Origin of the sequence: Mesorhizobium sp. WSM4308 (genome assembly GCF_002294905.1) — a bacterium.
In the GTDB taxonomy this organism is placed as follows: Bacteria; Pseudomonadota; Alphaproteobacteria; order Rhizobiales; family Rhizobiaceae; genus Mesorhizobium.
The window spans coordinates 130,547-155,220 of record NZ_NSFW01000003.1 but is presented as its reverse complement, the minus strand read 5'-3'; the positions used below and the strand labels follow the sequence as shown (position 1 = coordinate 155,220).

Sequence of the window (24,674 nt, the reverse complement as noted above, 5' to 3'; positions counted from 1 at the left end):
GGCGACGACCCATGGCTTGGCGCGCTGATCGCGTCATTGTGGCAATCGCGCCAACTGGGCGACAGAAGGCCATTGGTTGAGCGTGAACCTGCCGACCGCGCTGCCGGCGGAAATCCGGCAGCCGCGCATCGGCCGTGACAAGATCGGCCGCACGGCCGAGATCGTGGAAAGCGAAGGCGATCGTACCGTCATCACGGTGCCGCGCGGGCGCGCTCACGCCAGTGAGCCGGGCGACAAGAACGAGGCGATCGATACCGGCTTCGTCAGCATCAACAGGCTGAACTGGTTTGGCGAAACGCGGCTGGACGAACGGTTTGTGGGCGGGATTCTGGACTGAGCTTCCTATGTCCGACCGTCCCGATCACCAAGCTGTCAGCGGCTAAACCGCGCCAATCCGATGCCTGTGCTTGAAGCAGCCGCTATTTCATTCCACATCGGGCGCAATGAACGGCAAGATACGAGAGTGGTTTCGCAATTGGCGATGGGCCATGGCCGCATCGCTGATCCTGCATGCCTTGATCGCAGCGTTCTTGTTCTTTGGCGTGCCGAGATCCGAGCAGCAGCCGCAACAGCAGGAACAGCCCGTCAATGTCGCGATTGTGCCGCCGCCCGAGAAGCCTAAGCCGAAACCTGCTCCAAAGCCACCTGAGCCGAAACCCGAAAACAAGGCTGAAAAGCCGCCTGAACAAAAGCCGCCTCCGGAGCCCCCGAAACCGCCAGACGACCATGTTCTGAAGCGCGTTTTCCAGTACGGCCAGAAAGATACGGGGCCGGAGAAATCGCTCGACGGAAGCAGCGCCAAACCCAACACGCCGTCACCGGACAAGGATGAGGCGGCGAAGCCGCCTATAACACCGACACCCGCGCCGACCCAGCCCGCCCCGGCTGCAACGCCGCAGCAGAAGGCAGAGCCCAGCAAGCCTGACGAGAAGCCGGCTACCGCCGCGCCGGACGAAAAGCCCGCGCAAGGCGAGGAAAAGCAGGAGGCCGCCTCGCCGGACGCCAATCCCGCGCAAAACGAGGAGAAGCAGGCGACCGAGGACGCTGACAAACAGCAGCCGGACAAACATGGGGTCGCACCGCAGCCCGCCGAAAAGCAAGCGGTTGTGACACCAAAGCCATTGGCGGCCGAGACTGGTAGCAAGCCAGCGCCTCCAGCCTCAACCGGAAAGGCAAAGCCCAAACCGGCCAAGACGTTGACGTTCAAACCCGCAAGGGCCTTCAAAGCGCCGATCGGGAATGCTGGAAGGTCAAATCCCGCCAACGACGATGTTGCAGGATCGCCAATCTATTCCGGCCTTCCGGGTGTCAGAAAGCTTTACTCGCAGGGAGCAACCGGCAATGCCTTCGCCACAACCTCCATGGAGAATGTGCCGCGCGGTCAGCGCGTGGCCACCCTTTGCGGCAATGTTCTGAGCCAGGAACTGCAAAGCGCCGACTATTCGGTCAAATGGGTGCCAACCATTACGCTGGACAAAGGCAATGTTCTCAACCCTAGCCAAGCGGCCTTCAGCACCAGAAACACCTGGTACAATCTAAATTTCCGATGTGAAGTCGATCCCGATGCGACCAGGGTCCTATCCTTCAACTTTCGTGTGGGGTCATTGGTCCCGCCTGGCGAATGGGCTAGCCGTGGATTCACCAAGTATCCGCTGAATTAGGCCGGCACGCCGAGCCCGGATAATTGCCGGCTAATTCTTGCCAGTCCGCGCAGACGAAATCGGCACCGGCCGCCGTCAGCCGCGCGGTGTGCCCGGCACAGGTGTGGCCGTCGCCGGTATAGCCGATCGCCGTCATGCCGGCGGCGGCGCATTGAGCCGCCCGGGCGCCTTGGTCGGGCCGCCCTGGGTGTGGTGATGCAAATCGACAAGCTGTCGCGGCCATATGCGCAAATCCGGTGCTTATGCTTGAAGCCGCCGCTATTTCATTCCACATCGGTCAGGATGAAGGACGAGGCACGAGAACGGCGCCGGTATCTGTTGTGGGGCATTCCCGCATCGCTGATCCTGCACGTGCTTGCCGCGGCGCTCCTTGTGTATGGCCTGCCCGTGCCTCTCCAACCGCCGCGCGAGGAGCAGCCAGTCAATGTCGCGATCGTGCCTCCGCCCGATCAGCCAAAGCCGAAACCTGTTTCGCCTGCGCCAAAGCCACCGGAACCGAAGGTTGAAAAGCCGCCTGAGCAGAAAATTGAAAAACAACCTCCGTCGGAGAAGCAGCCGCCAGGCGAGGTCCTGAAGCCTGTCTTTCAGTTCGGCGACAAGGATACCGGCCCGAGGAAATCGCTGAACGGGACCAGCGCCCAAGACAGCTCGCCGTCGCCGGCCAAGGATGACGATCCGAAGCCGCCTGTCGGGCCGAAGCCTGCAGACAGCCAACCTGTCACGCCGGCAGACGCCGAGGGGCAGGCAGCTTCAAGCGCGGAGATGGATAAACAACAGGCAGCTAAACAGGAGCCAGACAAGCAGGCGGCGCTCGACGACGCCAAGCAACAGGGCGGGGCACCAGCGCCTTTGGCTGCCGATAGCGGCGGCGAGATCGAGCTTCCCACATCAGCCGAAGCACCAAAGCCCAAACCCGCAAATGCGCCGAAGCCCAGCCCCTCGAAGGCCTCGAAGTCTGCATCTCGCAACGACTCGGGCCTTCCGGGTGTTCGCAGGCTCTACTCGCAGGGCGCCACCGGCGATGCGCTGGCCACGACCTCGATGGGCGGGGTGCCTCGCGGTCAGCGTGTGGCCAAACTCTGCGCCAGCGCGTTGCAGCAGGAGTTGCTGGATGCTTCCTATTTTCCCAAATGGGTACCGTCTCTTCCGCTGAAGGTGGGCAATATTCTAGACGCCCCGGATGTCGCTTTCAGCACGACAACCACATGGTACCATCTGGGCTTTCGGTGCGAGGTCGACACCGATGCGACGAGGGTCCTGTCCTTCAACTTCCGCGTGGGGGTACCAATCCCGCCCAGCGACTGGGGCGGTCTTAGATTACCCAGCCCCTACTAGATCAGGCCGGCACGCCGAGCCCGGACAATTGCCGGCTAATTTCTTGCCAGTGCGCGCAGACGAAATCGGCACCGGCCGCCTTCAGCCGCGCGGCGTGCTCGGCATAGGTGTGGCCGCCGCCGGTGTAGCCGATCGCCGTCATGCCGGCGGCAACCGCGCCCTGGATGCCGAAGGGCGAATCCTCGATGACGATGCAGTCGGCCGGATCGGCGCCCATCCTGGCGGCGGCGAACAGGAAGATGTCGGGCGCCGGCTTGCCGTTCTTGACCATGGAGGAGCTGTAGATCGCCTCGCCGAAGAACGGCGCCAGCCCGGTGACGGCCAGGCTGTGGTTGATGCGCTCGACGGAGGACGACGAGGCGACGCAGCGTTCGCCCTCGAGCGTCTCCAGAAACGCCGCGATCCCCGGGGTCGGTTTCAATTCCTCGGTAAACAGGATCTTGGTCTCGGCCCAGATGTCGCCGTCGGCGGCAGCGGGAAACTGATGGCCGGTCAATTCCCTGATCCTGGCGATGATGTCGGACTGCTTCATGCCGACGCATTGGGCGATGATGCCGCCATGGACGCCCGGCATGCCGTGCTTTTCATAGACGCGTTCGTAGGCCCTGGCGGCCAGCGGCTCGCTGTCGACGAGAACACCGTCGCAATCGAAGATGATAGGCCTTGGTCGCGTCACGCGCTTGTCTCCTCACGTCAAATTTCGCACATCGCTATCGGCAAAAAGTCAAATGTTCAATAGTGCGATGTCTTCAGCGCGTTTTGGGGCTGCAACGGCGGGCAGTCAAAGCTGGCGCAGCGCATCGCTTGCGCGGCCGGATCCGAGCGCCCGTTGCATGGCTTGCCGGGATTGTGCGCGGTCGGGCGTGATCCAGTTCGGCTCCGCACCGAGGAAGCGGTCGAGGAACGCCACCGCATAGGCCGGCATCTCGGTCACATTCTCGCGATAGGACCACCAGGTGCGCAGATCGTCGGCGCATTTGTCGATGCTGGGCGCGTTGCCGAACTCCTGCTCATAGATCGCCGAAATCACCGAGACGCAGTAGTTGGTGTAGAGGAAGCCTTCCGGCCAGAAGCGGATGATGTCCAGCGTGCCGGCATTCTGATCCGTTTCGATGAGTTGCGCGAGGCCGGAGATCTCCCTGGCCGGCGCCTGTTTGATCAGCTCGCGCAGCACGAGGCCGGCGGCAAAGACGATGAAATCGGCGCGGTCGATCGCGGCGAAGCGCTTCTGCGCTTCCATGATCTCGACCCAGTCGAGAAAGGCCCGCGTCAGCTTCGCCTCGTCGATCTCGAAACGCACGCCGAACGTCTCCGAGACCACCTTGGCGCTGCCGCGGAAAGTGGCGCGAAACCAGCGCAGCTGCCGCAGCCGGTGGCGCAGGTCGGGCATAAGGGCCAGTTCATCCCTGAAGGGCAGTTCCATTTCATGCATCCCGTTTGACGACAGGCTAGCACAGCCATGCCGCCGCCGAAATCGGCAGACGGCTCTGTGGATGGCGTAGCGGAGACTAATATCTTACATATTGACATTCGCGGAAACAAATGTTCTCACTTTGATGTTGTCGCGTGCCGGTCCAAGGTGCGGTTCAACGGAGGCTTCGGGAGGAGAACCGAATGGCGATTTGGCAGTGGGGACTGCTTCTGCTGGTTATTGTGTGGGCGCTGCAGTCGCTCGGCGTCTGGCTGCAGATGCGGCACTATTCGGATGTCTTCCGGGGCGTCACCGACCAGTACAAGGACGGCTTCATCGGAGCCGGCAATTTTCGCGGCCGGCTGGCCAAGGGCACCATCGCGCTCGTCGTGGTGACGCCCGACCTGATCGTGCGCCGCCTGATGGTGATGAGCGGCCGGTCCGTCTTCACCAAGTTCAAAAGACATGAAGAATTCGAGGGTGTTCCCCTCGATCGACTCCGGTCCAACCCTGCGATCATGGGGGAGGGGGAACCCGGTGTGGCCGAGGCCGTGAAACGGGCGATCGAACAGATCGACAAAACACGGTCGGAGCCGGGGAAGAAGCCGGGCCTGGCCGGCTTGAACGTAGCAAGGGCTTAGAGGACGCCGCGCACCGACTGGGATAACCGGCGGGCGGCATAAGGAGGAGAAATGTCTGTATTTTCGTTGTTGGCGCAGCATGCCGACATGGCCGTGCACAATCTGCATGTCGCAGGTACTATGGTCTCGGATGCCGCATTGCATGGCAAGCTCGCCGTCGAGCATGCTTCCGACCATCTCGTTGTCCTGGCACAAGCGGACAGCGGACCCATAACCGTCGATCAGTTCAAGGAAAAACTGAAGGAAGTCCAGCAGGAAGAGCAGCTCGGCTGGCTGACCGCCATCGGCAAGTACTTCATCGGCATCTTCCAGAAGGGCGGCGAAGTGTTCGCCGGCTTCGTCACCGGCATCATTCCGACGTTGGTGGTGCTGATGACCGCGTTCTACGCCGTCACCGAACTGGTCGGCGAAGAGCGCGTGCATGGCCTGGCGCGCGGCGCCGGCAGGATTGCCTTGACCCGCTATACGCTGCTGCCGCTGCTGGCGGTGTTCTTCCTCACCAACCCGATGGCCTACACGTTCGGATCGTTCCTGGAGGAAAAGCACAAGCCGGCCTTCTATGACGCGGCCGTGTCCTACGTGCATCCGCCGCTTGGCCTGTTCCCACACATCAATCCGGGCGAATATTTCGTCTGGGGCGGCATTCTCGTGGCTCTGCTCGAGCTTGAGAAGAAGGGCGTTGTCGTCGCCGGTTACCACGTCAAGGTGGCGATCTGGTACGCCATTGTCGGCCTCGTCGTCATCCTGCTCAAGGGCATGCTCACCGAGCGCATCACCACCATCATGGCACGCCGCCAGGGCGTCGAGCTGTAAGGGCGGGGAGGACATCATGGACAGGACATTCAAAGCCGTAAAGATCTCCCGGGGCAACACAGGCTGGGGCGGCCCGCTCGTCATCGAGCCGACCGCGCAGCGCGACAAGGTCGTCTCCGTCACCGGCGGCGGCATCCATCCCGTCGCCCAACTCATCGCCGACATGACCGGCGCCACGGCGGTCGACGGCTTCAAGGCGCCGCCGATCGAAGGTGAGATGGCAGTGGTCGTCGTCGATTGCGGCGGCACCGCACGCTGCGGCGTCTATCCGCGCAAGCGCATCCCGACCGTCAATCTGACGCCGGTCGGCCAGGCTGGGCCGCTCGCCCAGTTCATCACCGAGGACATCTACGTTTCGGGCGTGAAGCCGGCCAACGTCACAATGGCGGACGGATCCGAGGCGGTCACCACTGCGGGGGGAGCAGCATCGATGAGTTCAGGCAATAACACAGCAGCGGCGGCGCCACAGCCGCTGCCGAGCGAAGGCGGTCTGATCGGCCTGATCAGCTCGATCGGACGCGTCATGGGCCGGGTGGTCGGCATCTTCTTCAATGCCGGCCGCCGCACGATCGACCAGGTGGTGCGCAACGTGCTGCCGTTCATGGCCTTCGTGACCATGCTCATCGGCCTGATCCTCTACACCGGCATCGGTGACGTGCTCGCCCAGCCGATGGGACCGCTGGCCAACAACATCGTCGGCCTGCTGATCATCTCGGCCATTTGCGGCCTGCCGTTCCTGTCTCCCATCCTCGGGCCGGGCGCCGTCATCGCGCAGGTCATCGGCGTGGCCATCATCGGCCCGCAGATCGCCAACGGCACGATTTCGCCGGCGATGGCTCTGCCGGCGCTGTTTGCCTACAATACCCAGGTGGGCTGCGACTTCGTCCCCGTCGGGCTGGCGCTCGGCGAAGCCAAGCCGAAGACGATTGAAATCGGTGTGCCGGCGGTGCTCATCAGCCGCCAGATCATGGGCCCCGTATCCGTGCTGATCGCATGGGTCGTCAGCCTGATCGTATTCTAAGGACATGAGAGAATGAGGTTCGCCACATGACGGTTCTGCTGAGAACACGGGTCACTTCCATCGGGCCCGAAGTGGCGGATCTTGCCGAAGGGGGCGTGGTCATCCTGTTTGCGGATGGCTCGCCGCCGGAGCTTGCCGAGGTTTCGGTGCTCCACAAGACGGAGGTCGGACCGAGCGACGGTGCGCCGCAAAAGGGCGCTTCGATCACCCTTGGTCCGGTTTCCGCAGTCATAACCGCCGTCGGCTCCAGCGCGTGGAGCAAGGTGCTCGAGATGGGCCACGTCGTCATCTCGTTCAACGGCGCCACCGAGGCCGAGAGGCCGGGCGAGATCTGCGCATCGCAGGTCGATGCCCAGGCGCTCGTGTTCGCTCTGAAAACGGACGCGATCATCACCATCGCCGCCTGAAGCATTCGCGCCGCGACCCATCTGGTTTTGGCGCTTAAAAAAGCAGAGTATTTGCCATGGAACGCTCGACCATCGTCAGAGTGCATGAAGGTTTGCACGCCCGTCCCGCCACGCGGTTCGTCAAGCTCGCCAAGGGCTTCGAATCCGATGTCGAGCTGGTCAAGGACGGCAAGGCGGTCAGCGCCAAGAGCTCCGTCAAGCTGATGCTGCTGGCGGTCAAGGAAAACCAGGAAGTCACCGTGCGGGCGAACGGCGCCGACGCCATCGAGGCGATCGAAGCGCTGATCGGCTATCTCGAGAATCCCAAGGCGGGTCTCGACGACGAAGCCGAGCCGCAGCGCCCGGCGAATGATGCCGGCCAGGCGGCATCCTTGTCAGCACCCCAATCCGTGCCGGCTGCAACAGGCCAAACGAACGGCCTGCGGGGGGTCGCGGCAAGCGAGGGCGTCGCCATCGGGCCGGCCTTCGCGCATTTCCCGCTCGAGATCGCCGGACAGGGCCGCATGCTGCAGGCGGAAGAGATCGCCGGCGAGATCGACAGGTTCCGTGCCGCCGTCGCCGCCGTCCAGGCGCGCATGGACCGGACCTTGGCGCACGACAGCTTGTCTGCCGCAGACCGCGGCATCGTCGCGGCACTCAGGGATATCGCCGCCGACGACAGCCTGACCGGCGAGGCCGAAAAGGCGATCAGGGGCGGAAACGACGCGGTGTCTGCCGTCATCACCGCAGCCTCCACGATCGCCGCCGATTTCAGCGCGGTCGACGATCACTACCTCAATGCGCGGGCCGACGATGTCCACGCCGTCGGACGGCAGATCTGCCTGGTGTTGCTGGGCCAGGACGACGTCAGCCTCGAAAGCATTCCCGAAGGCGCCATTCTGATCGCCGACGACATCGGCGCCTGGGATCTGGCGCGGGCGCCGCTGAAGCGCATCGGCGGGGTTATTTGCGGCCATGGCGGCGCCACCTCGCACATCGCCATCATCGCGCGCTCGCACGGCATTCCGGCGGTGCTGGGCCTTGGCGACCAGGTCAATGCCTTGCGCACCGCGCGCGACGTGGCGCTCGACGGCAACACCGGCCATGTGATCATCGACCCGGACGCGGCGACGCGCGCCGATTATGCCGGCCGCGTCGAAGCGGCGGCGAAGGAGCGCGCCGGCCTGACCGCCTTCAAGACGGTGACGCCGAAACGCGCCGACGGCAAGGTGATCGAGGTCGCGGCCAATATCGGCTCGCTCGAGGAGATCGAGGCGGCGCAGGAGGCGGGCGCCATGGGCGTCGGCCTGTTCCGCACCGAGCTCCTGTTCATGCGCCATATGCATCTTCCCTCGGAGGACATGCAGGCCGAGACCTATGCAGCGCTGGCCAAGGCCTTCGCGCCCTATCCGGTCATCGTGCGCACGCTCGACATCGGCGGCGACAAGCCGATCGCCGGCATCGAGTTTCCCGACGAGGAGAACCCCTTTCTCGGCTGGCGCGGCATCCGCATGTGTCTTGACCGGCCCGATATCTTCAAGCGCCAGCTTAGGGCGCTGCTGCGGGCCGCCGTGCACGGCAACATCAAGGTGATGCTGCCGATGGTGTCCGATATTTCCGAAGTCACGCGCACCCGCGCACTGGTCGATGAATGCGCCGCCGAACTCAAGGCCGAAGGCGTGCCTTATGCGACATTCGATCTCGGCGTGATGATCGAAACCCCGGCGGCCGTGCTGATCGCGCCGGCGCTGGCCAGGGAAGTGGCCTTCTTCTCGATCGGCACCAATGACCTGACCCAATACATCATGGCCGCCGACCGGCTCAACCCGACGGTCGCCAGGCTCAACGACGTCACCAATCCGGCGGTCATGTCGGCGATCGAGCTGACGGCCAAAGCCGGCGTCGCCGCCGGCATCATGGTGGGCATGTGTGGTGAGGCGGCCGGACGCCCGGATCTGATCCCGGCCTTCATCGAAATGGGTCTGACCGAGCTTTCGATGAGCCCGGCCTCCATTCAGCGCGCCAAGAAGACGATCACGGCCATGGCAGCAGGGGATTAGCCATTCCAGGAAAAGTGTGAGCGGTTTTCCTGGGAAAAGCGCGTAGCGCTATCCCTTGGGAATCGCGTTAAAACAAAGAGTTAGAGCGGTTCGCCGTTTCCATGAAACGGTGAAACGCTCTGGATTTCCGGAAGCGCTGCTGGAGCTTACGGCAAATGCGCAAGCAAGATGGCGAAGACTGGCGTCAGTTCATCGACCGGGCTTGCCTTGGCGCAGGCCTGTACGATGCGATCGTGACGGATATCGGCAGCCAGGATCGCGATCTCCAGCATGTCGGGTTCCGGCGCGCCGTCACGGCCGGTTGTCGCCAAGCCGCAGGCCAGAACCACAGGCGCCAGGCAGCTTATGTCGAGCGCGCGCTCCCCGGCGATTCCCGGCGCGGCTTCGCCAAAGTGCACCGGACGCTGGCTGAGCAACTCGACCAGCAACGCCGCACAAGTGGCCGCGATTGCCTGCAGCCCGGAGCCCGGCGTGGTCAACGCGGACAGGAAATCACCATGGCGCTTGCGCATCGTGGCATGCGCGGCGGCGAAATCGGCTTCGTGGATGCGGGCGTTGTCGATCTTCAGCTCGGCGAGCACCGCCTTCGTCAAATAGTACATGTCGCGCCGGAACAGGCGCTCGGCGCTCAACTGCCGCTCTTCGTTTCCGGCCGGAAAATAGGTGCCGAGGCCTTTCACGGTCGTGCCGTCCACCTTGATCGGGCGCTCGTGCGGGACAAAGGATTCGGCGATCGACAGAGCCTCGTCGACGGCGCTTGCGGCATGGCTGAGCAGGCCTTCGATGCCTTTGCCCGGAAACGGCGGCAGATGGCTGGTCGCTTCGTGCAGCACGCTGGCGTCACCGGTGCCGTCATGGCGGCTTTGCCGGATGATGTCGCGGACCTCCCGCAACCGGTCCTTCAAATTGACGCGGACGTCTTCGGAGATTTGTCGGAGCATCGCGGTCTGCCTCGAAAGTGCCTTGCAGGACGGCCGGCCAGGGCCAGCCACCGACTCTACATTGTTCCTATCGATTGGTAGATCAATAGGCGATACTAGACCAGCATGCAGAATCGGCGACGGCGCGCTCGTCCGTCGCCGCGGGGGAGGGATGATTGGCCAGGCGACGACAAACCGAAGAAGGGCGGGCCGAAGAAGGGCGGACAGGAGCGGAGACGACCGAGCAGGTCGCTGGTGAAAGCCGGACGGACCGCCTCAGGATTCGCGCCGCCTGGATGTATTTCGTCGAGCAGATGACGCAGAACGAAATCGCCGACGTGCTTGGCGTCGGCCGCGTCACCATCGTGCGCATGCTGGCCGAGGCGCGCTCGCGCAACGAAGTGAAGATCACCATCGAGAGCGAATTGTCGGAGATCGTACGGCTGGAGCGCGCTCTGGAGCGGACCTTCGGCCTGCAGCAGGCGCTGGTCGCCCCGCTCACCGCGCCCAATGCCGATCCGATCCCCGCAATCAGCGCCAAGACCGGGGCTTTCCTGTCCGACACGATGAAATCCGGCATGCGCGTCGGCGTCGGCTGGGGCCGGACGCTGTTCTCCAGCCTGCCCTTCATCAGCGCCAAGTCGCTCTCCGATTTCAAGGTCATTTCGCTGCTGGGCGGTGTCGGCGTCGTGCGACGCTACAACCCGGCCGAGTTCGCCTGGCGCTTCGCCCAGATCTTCCAGGGCGACGGCTATCTGATCCCGACGCCGGCCGTTGTCGACAGCGTCGAGACCAAGATCGCGCTGGTCGAGCGCTGCGGCCTGCAGGAGGTCTTTGAGATGGCCAACGTGCTCGATGCGGTTCTGTTGAGCGTCGGCGGCATCGCCTCGGCCACCACCTTCTCTCGCGGCGGTTTTCTCAGGGAAGCGGACCGCGAGGCCCTGCTCGAGCGTGGCGCTGTCGGCGACCTTCTGTTCCATTTCTTCGACCGCAACGGCGATCTGGTCGACCATCCCGTCAACAGCCATGTGATGTCGGTGGAAGTCGACCGTCTGCGCGCGGCGCCAATCCGCATCCTCACCTCCGGCGGCGAGGAGAAGACCGAGGCGCTGCTCGGCGCGATGAACCTGATTGCACCGACGATCCTGATCACCGACGAGGAAAGCGCCAAGCGCATGCTCGAGGCGGTCAGCGCAAGCTGAAGGATGCCGTGATGTAGTCGGGCCAGGCCTGTTGCTCGTCGAAAACGGCGGCAAGGTCCGGCGTGTCCGCCAAAATGCCGCCGAGCACCAGCGCCGTGGCGACGCCGGCGCCGTTGCCGCCAGCTATGTCATGCTCGACGCTGTCGCCGATGCAGACGACGCTGCCGCGGTCAGGTTCGCCGGCCAGCGCCAGGGCCGCGTCGAAGATCGCCGGATAGGGCTTGCCGATGCGGGTGACGCTGCCGCCCAGGCTTTCGTAGAGGTCGGCGATCTCGCCGGCGCCGAAGCGCGGTCCGACCGCCGTCAGCATGATCCTGTCGGGGTTGGTGCAGAAGCACGGCACCTGTCGCGCCGCCGCCGGGGCGAGCAGCCGGCGATAATGGTCGAGGTCGTGGCGGTCGCCCTCGCTGGCCGAAATCAGTACCAGTTCGGCGTCCTCGCCGGCCTCGGTCAGCACAAAGGGCAGGCCCTCGACCGCCGTGCGGTCGTTGTCGCGGCTGATTAGCAGGCATTTTGTCCCCGGACGCAGCTTTCCCGATGCCGCCATCTCGTTGAAGGATCGCCACGCCACCTCGCCGGAGGAGACAAAATGGTCCCAACTGCCGGCGGCGAAGCCGAGCTTCAGCAAGCGGTCCTCATTGGGCCTGGCGCGTTTGCCGGAATTGGAGATCAGCACCACCGTCTTGCCGCCGCGCTTCAGCGCCGACAATGCCTCTACCGCGCCTGGATAAGGAGCCTGGCCGTCATGCAGCACGCCGAACTGGTCGAGCAGGAACACCTGATAGCGCTCGGCCAGCGGCCCGATACCGTCGAGGCGTTCGATTGCTTTCGCGCTCATGCCAGTCCTGCCTTGCTTGCAGCCTTTAGCGCCAGCCGCGCCGTGCCGGCGGCCGCCTCGTCGGAAAGTGCGGGCAGGAAATCGACGCCGAGCTTGCGTCGCCGAATCGCGGTCCAGGCCGGATTTGCGGCGCCGCCGCCGACGCTCCTGACCGAGGTCAGCGCCGGCGCGCCGAGGTCGGCCAGCCTGCGGTAGCCGAGCGCCTCGATCGCCGCCATGCCCTCGAACATCGCCTTGAGATAGTCGGTGTCGCTTTCCGGTCGCGGCGAAAGACGCGGCGGCAAAGTGGGATCGGCGATCGGAAATCGTTCACCCGTCGTACTAAGCGGATAGTAGTCGAGACCGGTTTGCGTCGTAGGATCGATTGCCGCGCTGAGTTCGATGATCCGCGCCAGCGGAAAATGCTGGGCCAGCACCTTGCCGCCCGAATTCGACGCGCCGCCGGCCAGCCAGGTGTCGCCAAGGCGATGGCTGTAGATGCCGAAGCGCGGTGCCGAGATCGGCCGGCTGGACAGGATCTTGATGGTGAGCGAGGATCCCAGCGCCGTGACGCCGTCGCCGGCCGTCGTGGCGCCCGTCGCCAGGAACGAGGCACAGCCATCCGTCGTGCCGGCGACCACGACCACATCGCGCGGCAGGCCGAACAGTTCCGCGGCGGCCACGGTGAACGTGCCGGTGACATCGCCCGGCTCGACCACATGAGGCAGCAAGTCCATGCGCATGCCGGTGGACGCGATCCAGTCCGGCCAGCGGCGCGCCTCGACATCAAAGCCCGTCTTCAGCGCATTGTTCTCGTCACTGACGTCGTAGTGGCCGGAGAAGTTTGCGGCGATCCAGTCGGCCTGGTGCAGCACGGCCGCGATGCCGGGCAGATGCTGGAACCGTAACGCCTTGGCCAGGCCTGAAGTCGCGCCGTGCGCGGCGCTCGCCTCAGGCGCCTCGCGGGCGATGGCTGCCAGGATGCCGGCGTCGTCGACCTTGTCGTTGTACATCAGCGGCTCGGCCAGCGGTTGCCCGGCGGCGTCGACGGGCAGCAGCGTGCCCGACGTGCCGTCGACGGCGATGGCGCGGACAGCAGTGCGGTCGATGCCCGAAAGCAGTTCTGTCAGAGCCGCCCGGACCGCTTGCCACCATGCCGCGGGGGAGCGGGGATTTTGGCCGAATTTGTCGAGCCGGACCGCCGACTGGCCGGCAATGGAAAAATCCGGACGCATGGCGACGGCGCGCGCGCCCGATGTGCCGATGTCGATGCCGATGACAAGAGGCATCATGTCTTCAGTCCTTTGCTAGCCGCCTGTGGCATTGAGCTTCTGGCGATACTGCTCGGCGTCCCAATTGACCAGTTCGTCGTTCTCGGCAGCGGTGAGATAATTCAACCGCGCCGCGACGTCGACGCGAGCCGTCACGTCGGCGAGGCAGCGCTGCATGGCGTCGGCGCCAGCACTGGCGTCGCCGCGCATCAGCACGCCGGCGCCGGGAAACAGGATCGCCACAGGGGCCGTGCCGAGGCGCGCGGCGACGCTAGCCGCGTTCTCGCCTGGCTTGGCCACCACCGAACCTTGGCCGAGGAAGATGACATGGTCGGGATAGAGGCTGCCGGCCTCCGCCATGCGGCGGCTTTGCGCATCGAGCGCAACTGCGTGGGCTTCCAGATCCACCGGCAGCCGGTAGGCGCTGTCGGCGGCAAGCGCTGTCAGGGCCGCGATGTCGGGCGCGGCGGTCGCGCGCGCCGGCCGTGCCAACAGCGAGCGGACGCGATGGAGCAGCCGCTCCGCCTCGGCCACAGTTTGCGCGGCGACGACCAGCCCATGATTGCCAAGGATCAGCACATCGACACCAGGCCGCAGTTTCTCGGCAATGCCGCGGGCGAGCGGCAGACCCGGCCGGCAATAGGGCACATAGGCACATTCGACGCCGCCGAGCCGCCTGGCGACCTCGGCCTCGCCGTCGGCCTGCACGGCAAGCGAAATCGTGTCGACGCAGTGGACATGCAGAACCACGCGTTGCGGCATCAAGGCATGCACCGTGGTTTCGATCGAGGGGCGCAGGCCGCGCGGATTGAGTTCGTCGATGGCGAAGGCCTGCGGCTTGTCGGCGGCGGGATCGCGCTCTTCGACCGCCTTGAGCAGCGGCGCCATCGCCACCGGAACCATGATGTCGTCGCTGAGCGCATCCTTCAGCCAGGTGCCGGAGGCCTTGATCCACAGCGTGTCGCCGGCCTTGAGCGACGTGTTGCCGCCCGCCGCCTGGGTCATATGCGGGTTGAGCCCGATACGGGCTGAAAGCGTCCGCAAGGCCGCCAGTTCCTGCGCGTCAGCTTGGGTTGCCATGGCGCCTTTCCTTCAACGCTTGCCCGGGATCCGCCGCCGGGACCGGGTGTTGGCGCTGATATCGCAGATGCGAGCGACTTACGTCAACAGTGATCTACTATCATCAAAACCAGCTTGCAATCTGACTAATGTTGAGTAAGTTGCACCAATTGCCGTGGAAAATGGCATTGGGAGGAAAAGAGTTGAGCGACTCCGGCCGCCAGCGTCAGATCGTCGAACTGCTGCGGGACCGCCCGTTCGCCTCGGTGCGCGAGCTGCAGGAGCGGCTTGGCGTTTCGGCGGCGACGGTCAGGCGCGACATCGACCGGATCGACGAGGCCGGCGAGGCGCGCAAGGTCTATGGCGGGATTTCCGCGCTCGACGGCGCATCGCATGCGGGTGTTGCCTATGCCCGGCCCTATGACGAGAACCGTGACCTCGCAGTCGAGGCCAAGCGGCAGATCGCGGCCATCGCGGCGACCATGGTGCGCGACGGCGACGCGGTCATCGTCCATGGCGGCTCGACCTGCTTCCATCTCGGCGTCAAGCTCGCCGAGCGCAACATCCGCCTCTACACCAATTCGATGCCGCTCGCGGCCTATCTGAGCGACCATGGCCATTGCAGCCTGACCGTTGCCGGCGGCGAGCTGCATCGCGAACCCGGCATCATCCATTCGTCGGTCCAGGCGACGCCCTTCTACGCGTCGAAATTCTTTCTCGGCGCGCAAGGCCTCAACCAGGAAGGCGTGCTGGAATCGCATCCGCTGCTGGTGCGCTCCATTGTCGATCTCAGCCTGTGCGCCGACCAGATCGTGGTGCTGGCCGACAGCCGAAAACTGTCGATCCACGCGCGCAATGTCGCTCTGCCGCTGTCGCGCATCGGCACGCTGATCACCGACGACGGTCTTTCGGATGCCGATGCGCGCATGCTGGAGGATGCCGGCGTCATGGTGCGGATCGCGTCCACCACGGGAGCCGTCCCGTGAAAGTGGCGGTGCTCGATTTTGGCAAGACCAATTCGAAGCTGTTCGTCTTCGGCCAGGATGGACGCATCCTCGACGAGCGCCGGACCCAACCGAAATGGATGCGCCAGGACGGCTTCAGCGTGCTCGACGAGGCCGCCCTCCATGACTGGGCGCTCGCTGCCGTCACGGAGGCGGTCGAAAACCATCGCGTGGAAGGGGTGATGGTGTCGGGCCATGGCTGCACCTTCGCCCTCGTGGACGACGCGGCGCTGACGCATCCGATCCTCGACTACGAACAGGAGCCGCCGGCCGAAATCGCTGCCCGGATCGATCGCCGCATTCCGGATTTTGCCGAGACGTTCTCGCCCCGCCTGCCGCTCGGCTTCAACTATGGCCGTCACATGCTGTGGCTGCAGGACGTCGATGCCGATGCGTTCGCGGCGGCGAAATCGGTCCTCGGCTACCCCCAGTACTGGAGCTGGCGCCTCGGTGGCAGGCCGATCTCGGAGGTATCCTATCTCGGTTGTCATTCGCATTTGTGGGCGCCGCGCAAACGGGACTTTTCCTCATTGGTCGATGCCGAGGGCTGGCGCCGCCAGATGCCGGCCTTCGCGCGCGCCGGCGCGGTCATCGGCGAGCGGCGTCTTGGCCGAGCGGCACGGCCAATCGCCATCCACAATGGCGTCCACGACTCGAATGCGGCGCTCCATGCCTATCGCCGCCAGGAGCTTGGCCCGCTGACCGTGGTGTCGACCGGCACCTGGGTCGTCGTGCTCAATCCCGACTGCCCGCTGGACGTTCTCGACCGTGACCGCGACATGCTGGTCAATGTCGATGTCGACGGCGGCCCGGTGCCGACCATCCGCTTCATGGGCGGGCGCGAATTCGCCGCCATCAGCGGCGACTGGCAAGGCGCGATCCCGCATGGCTCGATCCAGCAAGCGATCGATGCCGGCATCATGGCGCTGCCGAGCTTCGCGCCGGGCGGGCCGATGCCGGACCATCCCGGCCGCCTGGTCGGGCGCACGCCCGATGCCGCAGAACGCGCCGCGGCGGCGCTGCTCTATGTGGCGCTGATGGTCGATCGCTGCCTTGACCTCATCCATTCTCAAGACACCGTCATCGTCGATGGCGGGCTGAACGCTGGCGGCCTGCTTGCCGGAGTGTTGGCTGAGCTGCGTCCCGGCCAGGCCTTCCTGCAGGGCGCCACGCTGGAGGGCAGCGCCACGGGCGCGGCAGCACTTGCCTTCGAGGGCGTCGGACGCGACTTCGCCGCCGAGGCGCCGGAGCCGGTGCATGCGGCACGCTTCGCCGGCCTTGCCGGCTATCGCGACGCCTGGCGCGATCGCGTTGGCGGGCAGGGCGACGCCATCAAGGCGGCGGGTGGTGCACGATGAGCGCGGCGGCACAAAAGCGGGCAAGCGGCCATCCGGTGCTGGAGATGCGGCACATCTCCAAGACCTTCGGCGCGATCCGCGCCTTGCAGGATGTTTCGCTCACCGTCCAAGCCGGCGAGCTGCATGCTCTGATGGGTGAGAACGGCGCCGGCAAGTCGACGCTGATGAAGGTGCTGTCGGGCGCCTATCGGCCGGATGCCGGCGGCGAGATCCTGATCGATGGCGTGCCCGCCGCGACCGGCGATCCGATCAAGGCTCGCGCCGCTGGCATCGCGGTGATCTATCAGGAGCTGTCTCTGGCGCCCAATCTGACGGTGACGCAGAACATCTTCCTCGGCAACGAGCCGCGGAGCTTCGGCATTGTCGACCGCGACCAGTGCAACCGGCGGGCGAACGAAATCATAGCGCGGCTCGGCGTCTCCTTCTCGGCGCGTGCGCTGGTCTCCAGCCTGTCGCTCGGCGAGCGCCAGCTGGTCGAGATCGCCCGCGCGCTGTCGACCAATGCGCGCATCATCGTCATGGACGAGCCGACGACGTCGCTGACGTCGCGCGAGACCGACAGCCTGTTCGAGGTGATCGCGACGCTGAAGGCGCATGGCATCGCCATCATCTACATCAGCCATCGCATGGAAGAGGTCTACCAGCTCGCCGACCGTGTCAGCGTGCTGCGCGACAGCGGCTATGTCGGCACACTGGAGCGCGCCGACCTCAACGCCTCGCGGCTGGTGTCGATGATGGTCGGCCGCGATCTCTCCGCCTTTTACAAGAAGGATCATCGTCCGCCGGACGCGAAGCGCGCCATCGCACTCTCGGTGCGCGGCATGTCCGACGGACGTCTGCTGAAGAACTGCTCGTTCGACCTGCACAAGGGCGAGGTGCTGGCTCTGGCAGGTCTTGTCGGCTCCGGCCGCACCGAGCTCGCCCGGCTGATCTTCGGCGCCGACAGGCGCAGCGCCGGCACGCTGGAACTCGACGGCAAACCGATCTCAATCGGCTCGCCGCGCGAAGCGCTCGACGCCGGCATCGCCTACCTGACCGAGGACCGCAAGGAACTCGGCTTGTTCCTCGACATGTCGATTTCCGACAACATCAGCATGGGCGTGCTGGCCAGGGACGCGCGGACCGGCGGATTGCGCGACTTCGGCGCCGCCGACAGGCGCGCGGCTAAAGCCATCGCGGACCTGTCGATCCGCACCCGCTCGGCGCAGGCCAATGCCGGCTCGCTGTCGGGCGGCAACCAGCAGAAAGTGCTGCTCGCCCGGCTGCTTGAGACCGAGCCGAAGGTCGTCATCCTCGATGAGCCGACGCGCGGCGTCGATGTCGGCGCCAAGTCGGAAATCTACCGGCTGATCGACAACCTCGCCAACCGGGGCATCGCCATCCTGATGATCTCCAGCGAATTGCCCGAGGTGATCGGCGTCGCCGACCGCGTGCTGGTGATGCGCGACGGCGCCATAGCAGGCGAGGTGACGGCATCCGGAGGCGAGCCGCTGCGCCAGGAGGCGATCATGGAACTTGCGACGGGAGCGGCCCAGGAATGACCGACAGAACGACGACGAGCGTGGATCAGGCGGCGGTCAGTAGCCGGCGGCTGCGCACAACCTTCGCGGCGCTCGGCATGCTGCCGGTGCTGGTGCTGCTGGCGGCCGGCTTCCAGTTCATCAATCCCCGCTTCCTCACCGAGACCAATCTGCTCATCGTCACGCAGCAATCGTCGATCAACATCGTGCTTGCCGCCGGCATGACCTTCGTCATCCTGACCGGCGGCATCGACCTGTCGGTCGGCTCCATCCTCGCCGCGTCGGCGATGGTGGCGGTGCTGGTGTCGTTGGTGCCCGACTGGGGTCTGCTCGGCGTGCCGGCGGCCATCCTCGTCGGCCTCGGCTTCGGGCTCGTGAACGGGCTGCTCGTCGCCTATATCAGGCTGCCGCCGTTCATCGTCACGCTGGGTTCGCTGACGGCCGTGCGCGGCATTGCCCGCCTGCTCGGGCAGGACACGACGGTGTTCAACTCGGACCTGCCTTTCGACTTCATCGGCAATGGCTCGCTGTTCGGCATTCCCTGGCTGGTCGTCATCGCGCTGTCGGTCGTCGTGCTGTCCTGGCTGGTGCTCAAGCGCACCGTGCTCGGCACCTGGATCTATGCCGTCGGCGGCAATGCCGAGGCGGCGCGGCTGACCGGCATCAAGGTGCCGCTGGTGCTGCTCTTCGTCTATGGCGTGTCCGGCCTGCTCGCCGGGCTCGGTGGCGCCATGTCGGCGGCAAGGCTTTACGCCGCCAACGGCCTGCAGCTCGGCCAGTCCTACGAGCTCGACGCCATCGCCGCCGTCATCCTTGGCGGCACCAGCTTCGTCGGCGGCGTCGGCTCGATCTGGGGCACGCTGATCGGCGGCCTGATCATCGCGGTGCTCTCCAACGGGCTCATCTTGGCCGGTGTCTCGGACATCTGGCAGTACATCATCAAGGGATTGGTCATCATCGTGGCGGTCGCCCTCGACCGCTACCGGCTCCAGGCAGGGGCGAGAACGTGAGTGACCTGGTCGCCGGCATCAAAGACCGGCTTGTGTAACGCACCGTGAGAGGCTCGGTGCATCAGGAGGAAGTAAGCGTAATGAAGACCATCGCCAAACTGCTCTGCGGCGCCGCGTTCGCGGCCGTCGCCATCGCGCCGGCATCGGCCAAGGACCTCAACAAGGTCGGCATCTCGGTCGGCCTGCTCGGCAACCCCTTCTTCGTCGCCACCATCAAGGGCATCGAGGACGCGGCCAAGAAGAACAACCCGAAGGTCGAGGTGACGTCGGTATCGGCCGACTATGATCTCAACAAGCAGGTCTCGCAGGTCGATTCCTTCATCGCCGCGGGCGTCGACGTGATCATGCTCAACGCGGTGGACGCCAAGGCGATCGCGCCGGCGGTGAAGAAGGCACAGGCCGCCGGCATCATCGTCGCCGCCTTCGACGTTTCGGCGCCGGGCGCCGACGTCACCGTGATGACCAACAACGTCAAGGCCGGCGAGGAAGCCTGCCAGTACCTGGTCGATCATACCGGCGGCAAGGGCGACTACGTCATCCTCAACGGTCCGGCATCGTCGTCGATCCTGGAGCGGGTAAAGGGCTGCAAGAACGTGCTCTCGCAGCATGCCGACATCAAGATCCTGTCCGACGACCAGAACGCCGAAGGTTCGCGCGACGGCGGCCTGAAAGTGTTCCAGTCGCTGCTCACCCGCTTCGACAAGATCGACGCGGTGTTCGCCATCAACGATCCGACGGCGATCGGCGCCCAGCTTGCCGCCAAGCAGCTCAACCGCTCGGAATTCATCTTCACCGCGGTCGACGGCGCGCCCGATATCGAAAAGGAGCTCTCGTCCGGCTCCTCGATGATCAAGGCCTCGGCCTCCCAGGATCCCTATGTGATGGCCGGCCAGTCGCTGACGATGGCGGCCGAGCTGCTTGCCGGCAAGAAGCCGGCTGAGGCCACAGTGCTTCTCGATCCGAAGCTGATCACAGCCGAGAACCTGAAGGACTACAAGGGCTGGACCGCGGCCCGCTGATCACTCCAACAAGCGCGGCCGGACTTGTCCGGCCGCGCCTATTCTCATCGCCGCAAACCGGAGACGATCATGGCGCGCATCGGAATCCATTCTTTCGTCTGGTCGGCAAGCTCGGAACAGAGCGAGCTTGAACGCACGCTGGCCAACACTAGGGAGGCCGGCTTCGACCTGATCGAATTCTCCTACCTCGACCCGGCCGATGTCGATATTGGCGGGCTTGCCAAACGCATCGCCGATCTCGGCCTCGGCGTGGCGATTAGCATCGGATTGCCTGGTGACGGCGACATATCGAGCGCCGACAAGGCGGTCGCCGCGCGGGGCGTCGAGGTCCTCAACGAGACCATCGCGCTGACGCGCGATCTTGGCGGCCGCAAGGTCGCCGGCATCCTGTCGGCAAGCCACGGCCTGCAGGTCGAAGCGCCAACGCGCGACCAGTGGACCCGCAGCGCCGTAACGCTGGCCAAGGTCGCCGAGACGGCGAAGGCGGCCGGCGTCACGCTCAATCTCGAAATCGTCAACCGCTTCGAAAGCAACCTGCTCAACACCGCCGCGCAAGGTCTCGCCTTCATCGAGGATAGCGGCTCGGACAACATCTTCCTGCATCTCGACACGTTCCACATGAACATCGAGGAAGCCGATGTCGGGCTGGCCATCCGCCACGCCGCGGGCAAGATCGGCTATGTCCATATCGGCGAGAGCCATCGCGGCTTCCTCGGCACCGGGAATATCGATTTCGCCGGGATTTTCGATGCGCTGATCGCCATCGGCTATGCCGACGATCTCAGCTTCGAATCCTTCTCGTCTGAGATCGTCGACGAGAACCTGTCGAAGAAGACCGCGATCTGGCGCAATCTGTGGACCGACAATATGGCGCTCGCCAAGCACGCGCGCGCCTTCATCGGCCTCGGGCTGGAGACGGCGCGGCGCAAGGCGGAACTGGTCTCGGCCCGTCACAAGCCGTAGGGCGGCCGCGGGCGGCAGGCCCCCCGCAGGCGTGATGCCTGGATGCGTAAACGCTCTTCGTTCCCGGGGTGCCTGCATTGCCCCGGTCCCATGCATCGGCTATCCGACCTTGCGACACATGAAGCAGAAGGAACCCGGCATGACGAACAAGACGATCCTCAAATTCGGCCCGGTCGAACACGCGGAAGCCGGCGACCTGCCTGGCTGGGTCGTGGTCGAAGGCCAGCCGACCATGCAAACCGCTGTCCAGCACACGACGGAGGACGGCAAGGTGATGTCGGGAACCTGGCGGGCGTCGCCCGGCACCTATCACGCGACCTACACCGACTATGAGTTCGTGCACATGATCGCCGGCCGCATCATCATCACCCCCGACGGCGGCACACCGGTCGAAGTCGGCCCCGGCGACGCTTTCGTGGTGGAAGCCGATTTCAAGGGAACCTGGAAGATCATCGAGCCGGTGACCAAGCATTTCGTCGTCCGGGTGGCCTGAGCCGGCCGACTCGGTTGTGCCAAGCTTGCAGGTCGGCAATGGGCCGACCTGCAAGTGGCGGGGACCATGCGGTTCGATTTACAACGCCGTGGCTTTATTTGTATCTGATCTGCTGATACATAACCCGTGTGACCAGTGCGGGGCCATATGTCAAATGAAATCATGGTTGTCGATCCGCTTGAGCGGCTCGACCTGTTGAAGAGCCTGGCGAGCGAGGTCCGGGTCCGGATTCTCGAACTGCTGCACCGCAAGGGGCCGAAAAACGTCAATCAGGTGGCCGAAGAACTGGGTCTTCCGCAATCGACGATTTCGGCAAACATCCAGGTTCTTGTCGATGTCGGTTTGATCGAGACGAAATCACAGAAGGCGCGCAAGGGAAGCCAGAAGGTCTGCTATTCGACCTTCTCCGAGCTGGTTGTCGTCTTCAAGGACCGCACCCCGGCGCAGGATCTCGGCGTCATAGAAGTGGCGATGCCGCTTGGGCTCTATACAAGATGCGAAGTTTCCGCTCCCTGCGGCCTGTGTTCAAAGGACGGCGTCATCGGACTTCTCGATGTGCCCGACACCTTCCTTGATCCCGACCGTATGCGGGCCGGGCTGCTGTGGTTCACGCGCGGCTTCGTCGAATACCAGTTTCCCAACAATGCGACGCTTGCCAATGCCAAAGTCGGTGGGCTGGAGTTGGCGATGGAGCTTTCGTCCGAGGTGCCGGGCACATCGAAGGATTGGCCGTCGGACATCACGGTCGCGATCAACGGGCACGAGATAGATACCTGGACGGCGCCGGCCGACTATGGCGACAAGCGCGGCAAGCATACGCCCGGCTGGTGGAAGCTGGCCGGATCACAGTATGGCGACCTCGCACACTGGCGCGTCACGAACAACGGCACCTATCGCAACAACACCAAGGTTTCCAAATGCTCGCTGGCTGACCTGGAGCTCGAGCGGCACCGCTCGATCCGGATACGAATCGGCGTGAAGGATGATGCGCGTCACCCCGGCGGCATAAACATCTTCGGCAGCGGCTTCGGCAATTACAGCAACGACATCGTCCTGCGCCTGCTGAAGGCTTGAGAGCATATTTGGCCCTTGACGGGCGGACGAACTCGACCCTTAACTGATCCACGACCCGGATATAGATCAGAAAGTCGGATTGATAATCCGCAGTGGGAGGGATCATGAAGGCCAGAGTCACGGCGAACGCGGCCTATGCCGTCGCGGATATCGACAAACGCCTTTACGGCTCGTTTCTGGAGCATCTTGGCCGGGCGGTCTACACGGGCATCTACGAGCCCGGACATCCGCAAGCGGACGCGGAGGGGATGCGCAAGGACGTGATCGAGCTGGTGCGTGCGCTCGACACTCCGATTTGCCGCTACCCAGGGGGCAACTTCGTGTCCGCCTATAATTGGGAAGACGGCATAGGCCCAAAGGAGAACCGCCCGCGGCGGCTCGATCTTGCGTGGCGCACCGCGGAGCCGAACCTGGTGGGCATCCACGAATTCGCCGACTGGGCCGAAAAAGCCGGCACCGAGATGATGCTTGCCGTCAATCTCGGTTCCCGCGGCCTCGACGAGGCGCGGGCCTTCGTTGAATACGTCAACCACCCGGGCGGCAGCTACTGGTCCGACCTCAGGGCCAAGAACGGACGCGCGCAACCCTGGAACTGCCGCCTCTGGTGTCTCGGCAATGAAATGGACGGCCCCTGGCAGGTCGGCCACAAATCGGCGAGCGAATACGGCCATCTCGCCAACGAGACCGCCAAGGCGCTGCGCGGCCTCGACCCGACGGTGGAACTGGTCGTCTGCGGCTCGTCGCATTCCAATATGCCGACCTATCCGCAGTGGGAAGCGACGGTGCTGGAGGCGACCTACGAACAGGTCGACTACATCTCTCTCCACATGTATTTCGAGAACTACGAGAAGAATACGGCCGAGTATCTCGCTCTTCCGGCCAAGCTCGACCGCTACATTGGCACGGTCGCGGGCATCATCGACTATGTGAAGGCCAAGACCCGCTCGAAGCGGGACGTGAAGATCTCCTTCGACGAGTGGAACGTCTGGTACCATCAGCGCAAGCAGGACGCCGCGCGCATGCGCAGTTGGGACTGGCCGGAAGCACCCAGGCTTCTGGAGGACATCTACAATTTCGAGGACGTGCTGCAGGTCGGTTGCATCCTCAACACCTTCATCCGCCGGTCGGATGTTGTTCGCATCGCCTGCATTGCGCAGCTGGTCAACGTTATCGCGCCGATCATGACCGATCCCGGCGGCAGCGCCTGGAGGCAGACGATCTACTGGCCTTTCATGCTGGCCTCCAGGCACGGCCGCGGCACCGCGCTGCAACTCGCGGTCGAGGTCCCTACCTATGACGCGGCTGCGGCCGACAAGGTGCCATGGCTCGACATAGCAGGCGTGCACGATTCGAACGCCGGCACGCTGACCTTCTTCGCAATCAACCGGCATGGGTCCGAGACGATAGAGGCCGACGTCGCCCTCGAGCGGTTCGCCGCCAAGTCCATCGAGCATACGATCATCCGTCATGACGATCTCGAGGCCTGCAATACGAAGGAGGCGCCGGACAACGTATCACCGGTCAAAGGCAATGGGGCAACGCTCAGCAGCAAGGGAATGACGCTGAACTTGCCGCCGCACTCCTATTCGATGGTGCGCGTGACGCTCTGAGTTAATATCCGACTATCAGATACATA

General features: G+C 64.5%; 24 protein-coding genes. 18 read left to right on the top strand and 6 right to left on the bottom strand.

The window, feature by feature from the left end:
* Positions 1-76: 76 nt before the first annotated feature.
* The 3 genes from CK227_RS06515 to CK227_RS06500 all read left to right on the top strand — a co-directional run bounded on the left by CK227_RS06515 (position 77) and on the right by CK227_RS06500 (position 2,996).
* The gene (locus CK227_RS06515) at positions 77-337 is read left to right on the top strand and encodes a hypothetical protein (RefSeq protein WP_348628962.1); all 261 of its coding nucleotides are present in this window, start codon (positions 77-79) and stop codon (positions 335-337) included.
* Between the two features lie 106 nt (positions 338-443).
* Positions 444-1,661: a DUF930 domain-containing protein gene (locus CK227_RS06510; RefSeq protein ID WP_095772204.1), complete on the top strand. Its 1,218-nt coding sequence runs from the start codon at positions 444-446 to the stop codon at positions 1,659-1,661.
* A 282-nt stretch (positions 1,662-1,943) separates the two neighbouring features.
* A complete protein-coding gene (locus tag CK227_RS06500) occupies positions 1,944-2,996 on the top strand; it encodes a DUF930 domain-containing protein (RefSeq protein WP_095772205.1) in 1,053 nt (350 codons plus the stop codon).
* Between the two features lies 1 nt (position 2,997).
* Here the strand turns inward: CK227_RS06500 and CK227_RS06495 are convergent, their stop codons facing one another.
* On the bottom strand, positions 2,998-3,672 hold the full coding sequence (locus CK227_RS06495; RefSeq protein WP_095772206.1) for an HAD family phosphatase: 675 nt from the start codon (positions 3,670-3,672) through the stop codon (positions 2,998-3,000).
* Positions 3,673-3,777: 105 nt separating this feature from the next.
* Entirely contained in the window at positions 3,778-4,419 is a 642-nt protein-coding gene (locus CK227_RS06490; RefSeq protein ID WP_095772359.1) for a hypothetical protein, read from the bottom strand.
* Between the two features lie 191 nt (positions 4,420-4,610).
* Here CK227_RS06490 and CK227_RS06485 point away from each other — a divergent pair, with 191 nt between their 5' ends.
* From CK227_RS06485 to ptsP, 5 genes are read left to right on the top strand one after another with little or no spacing between them, the layout of a single operon-like run.
* Positions 4,611-5,048, top strand: a complete 438-nt coding sequence (locus CK227_RS06485) for a transcriptional regulator GutM (protein ID WP_095772207.1) — start codon at positions 4,611-4,613, stop codon at positions 5,046-5,048.
* Between the two features lie 51 nt (positions 5,049-5,099).
* Positions 5,100-5,861, top strand: coding sequence for a PTS glucitol/sorbitol transporter subunit IIC (locus tag CK227_RS06480; RefSeq protein WP_095772208.1), 762 nt, complete (start codon positions 5,100-5,102; stop codon positions 5,859-5,861).
* 16 nt (positions 5,862-5,877) lie between these two features.
* Entirely contained in the window at positions 5,878-6,882 is a 1,005-nt protein-coding gene (locus tag CK227_RS06475; RefSeq protein WP_010911816.1) for a PTS glucitol/sorbitol transporter subunit IIB, read from the top strand.
* Positions 6,883-6,908: 26 nt separating this feature from the next.
* The gene (locus CK227_RS06470; protein WP_095772209.1) at positions 6,909-7,289 is read left to right on the top strand and encodes a PTS glucitol/sorbitol transporter subunit IIA; all 381 of its coding nucleotides are present in this window, start codon (positions 6,909-6,911) and stop codon (positions 7,287-7,289) included.
* Between the two features lie 56 nt (positions 7,290-7,345).
* A complete protein-coding gene (gene ptsP / locus CK227_RS06465) occupies positions 7,346-9,328 on the top strand; it encodes a phosphoenolpyruvate--protein phosphotransferase (RefSeq protein WP_095772210.1) in 1,983 nt (660 codons plus the stop codon).
* Positions 9,329-9,474: 146 nt separating this feature from the next.
* Here the strand turns inward: ptsP and CK227_RS06460 are convergent, their stop codons facing one another.
* Entirely contained in the window at positions 9,475-10,269 is a 795-nt protein-coding gene (locus CK227_RS06460) for a hypothetical protein (RefSeq protein WP_095772211.1), read from the bottom strand.
* Positions 10,270-10,424: 155 nt separating this feature from the next.
* Here CK227_RS06460 and CK227_RS06455 point away from each other — a divergent pair, with 155 nt between their 5' ends.
* Positions 10,425-11,450 carry a sugar-binding transcriptional regulator gene (locus tag CK227_RS06455; protein WP_095772212.1) on the top strand — a complete coding sequence of 342 codons (1,026 nt, stop codon included), beginning with the start codon at positions 10,425-10,427 and terminating at the stop codon, positions 11,448-11,450.
* On the opposite strand, the gene CK227_RS06450 is transcribed toward CK227_RS06455, so the two are convergent.
* Genes CK227_RS06450 through CK227_RS06440 form a run of 3 tightly spaced genes read right to left on the bottom strand, consistent with a single transcriptional unit; the run spans position 11,437 to position 14,618 of the window.
* Positions 11,437-12,288, bottom strand: a complete 852-nt coding sequence (locus CK227_RS06450) for a TIGR01459 family HAD-type hydrolase (protein ID WP_095772213.1) — start codon at positions 12,286-12,288, stop codon at positions 11,437-11,439. The genes CK227_RS06455 and CK227_RS06450 overlap by 14 nt on opposite strands.
* Complete coding sequence (locus tag CK227_RS06445; RefSeq protein ID WP_095772214.1) at positions 12,285-13,559, bottom strand: FGGY-family carbohydrate kinase; 1,275 nt, start codon at positions 13,557-13,559, stop codon at positions 12,285-12,287. The genes CK227_RS06450 and CK227_RS06445 overlap by 4 nt, the downstream gene beginning before the upstream one ends.
* Positions 13,560-13,574: 15 nt before the next feature.
* A complete protein-coding gene (locus tag CK227_RS06440; RefSeq protein ID WP_095772215.1) occupies positions 13,575-14,618 on the bottom strand; it encodes a class II aldolase/adducin family protein in 1,044 nt (347 codons plus the stop codon).
* 182 nt (positions 14,619-14,800) lie between these two features.
* Here CK227_RS06440 and CK227_RS06435 point away from each other — a divergent pair, with 182 nt between their 5' ends.
* From CK227_RS06435 to CK227_RS06395, 9 genes are all read left to right on the top strand, one after another.
* Positions 14,801-15,583 (top strand): DeoR/GlpR family DNA-binding transcription regulator, encoded by a 783-nt coding sequence (locus CK227_RS06435; protein ID WP_095772216.1) that lies wholly within the window; start codon positions 14,801-14,803, stop codon positions 15,581-15,583.
* Positions 15,580-16,959 (top strand): carbohydrate kinase, encoded by a 1,380-nt coding sequence (locus CK227_RS06430; protein ID WP_095772217.1) that lies wholly within the window; start codon positions 15,580-15,582, stop codon positions 16,957-16,959. Before CK227_RS06435 ends, CK227_RS06430 begins: the two co-directional genes overlap by 4 nt.
* The gene (locus tag CK227_RS06425) at positions 16,956-18,500 is read left to right on the top strand and encodes a sugar ABC transporter ATP-binding protein (protein ID WP_095772218.1); all 1,545 of its coding nucleotides are present in this window, start codon (positions 16,956-16,958) and stop codon (positions 18,498-18,500) included. The genes CK227_RS06430 and CK227_RS06425 overlap by 4 nt, the downstream gene beginning before the upstream one ends.
* Positions 18,497-19,489, top strand: coding sequence for a COG4158 family protein (locus tag CK227_RS06420; protein ID WP_095772219.1), 993 nt, complete (start codon positions 18,497-18,499; stop codon positions 19,487-19,489). Before CK227_RS06425 ends, CK227_RS06420 begins: the two co-directional genes overlap by 4 nt.
* 80 nt (positions 19,490-19,569) lie before the next feature.
* On the top strand, positions 19,570-20,508 hold the full coding sequence (locus CK227_RS06415) for an ABC transporter substrate-binding protein (RefSeq protein ID WP_095772220.1): 939 nt from the start codon (positions 19,570-19,572) through the stop codon (positions 20,506-20,508).
* 69 nt (positions 20,509-20,577) lie between these two features.
* Positions 20,578-21,471, top strand: coding sequence for a sugar phosphate isomerase/epimerase (locus CK227_RS06410; protein ID WP_095772360.1), 894 nt, complete (start codon positions 20,578-20,580; stop codon positions 21,469-21,471).
* A 139-nt stretch (positions 21,472-21,610) separates the two neighbouring features.
* Positions 21,611-21,964, top strand: coding sequence for a cupin domain-containing protein (locus CK227_RS06405; protein WP_095772361.1), 354 nt, complete (start codon positions 21,611-21,613; stop codon positions 21,962-21,964).
* A 147-nt stretch (positions 21,965-22,111) separates the two neighbouring features.
* Positions 22,112-23,038, top strand: a complete 927-nt coding sequence (locus CK227_RS06400; protein ID WP_095772221.1) for a transcriptional regulator — start codon at positions 22,112-22,114, stop codon at positions 23,036-23,038.
* Between the two features lie 104 nt (positions 23,039-23,142).
* A complete protein-coding gene (locus CK227_RS06395; protein ID WP_095772222.1) occupies positions 23,143-24,648 on the top strand; it encodes an alpha-N-arabinofuranosidase in 1,506 nt (501 codons plus the stop codon).
* The last annotated feature ends 26 nt before the right edge of the window (positions 24,649-24,674 follow it).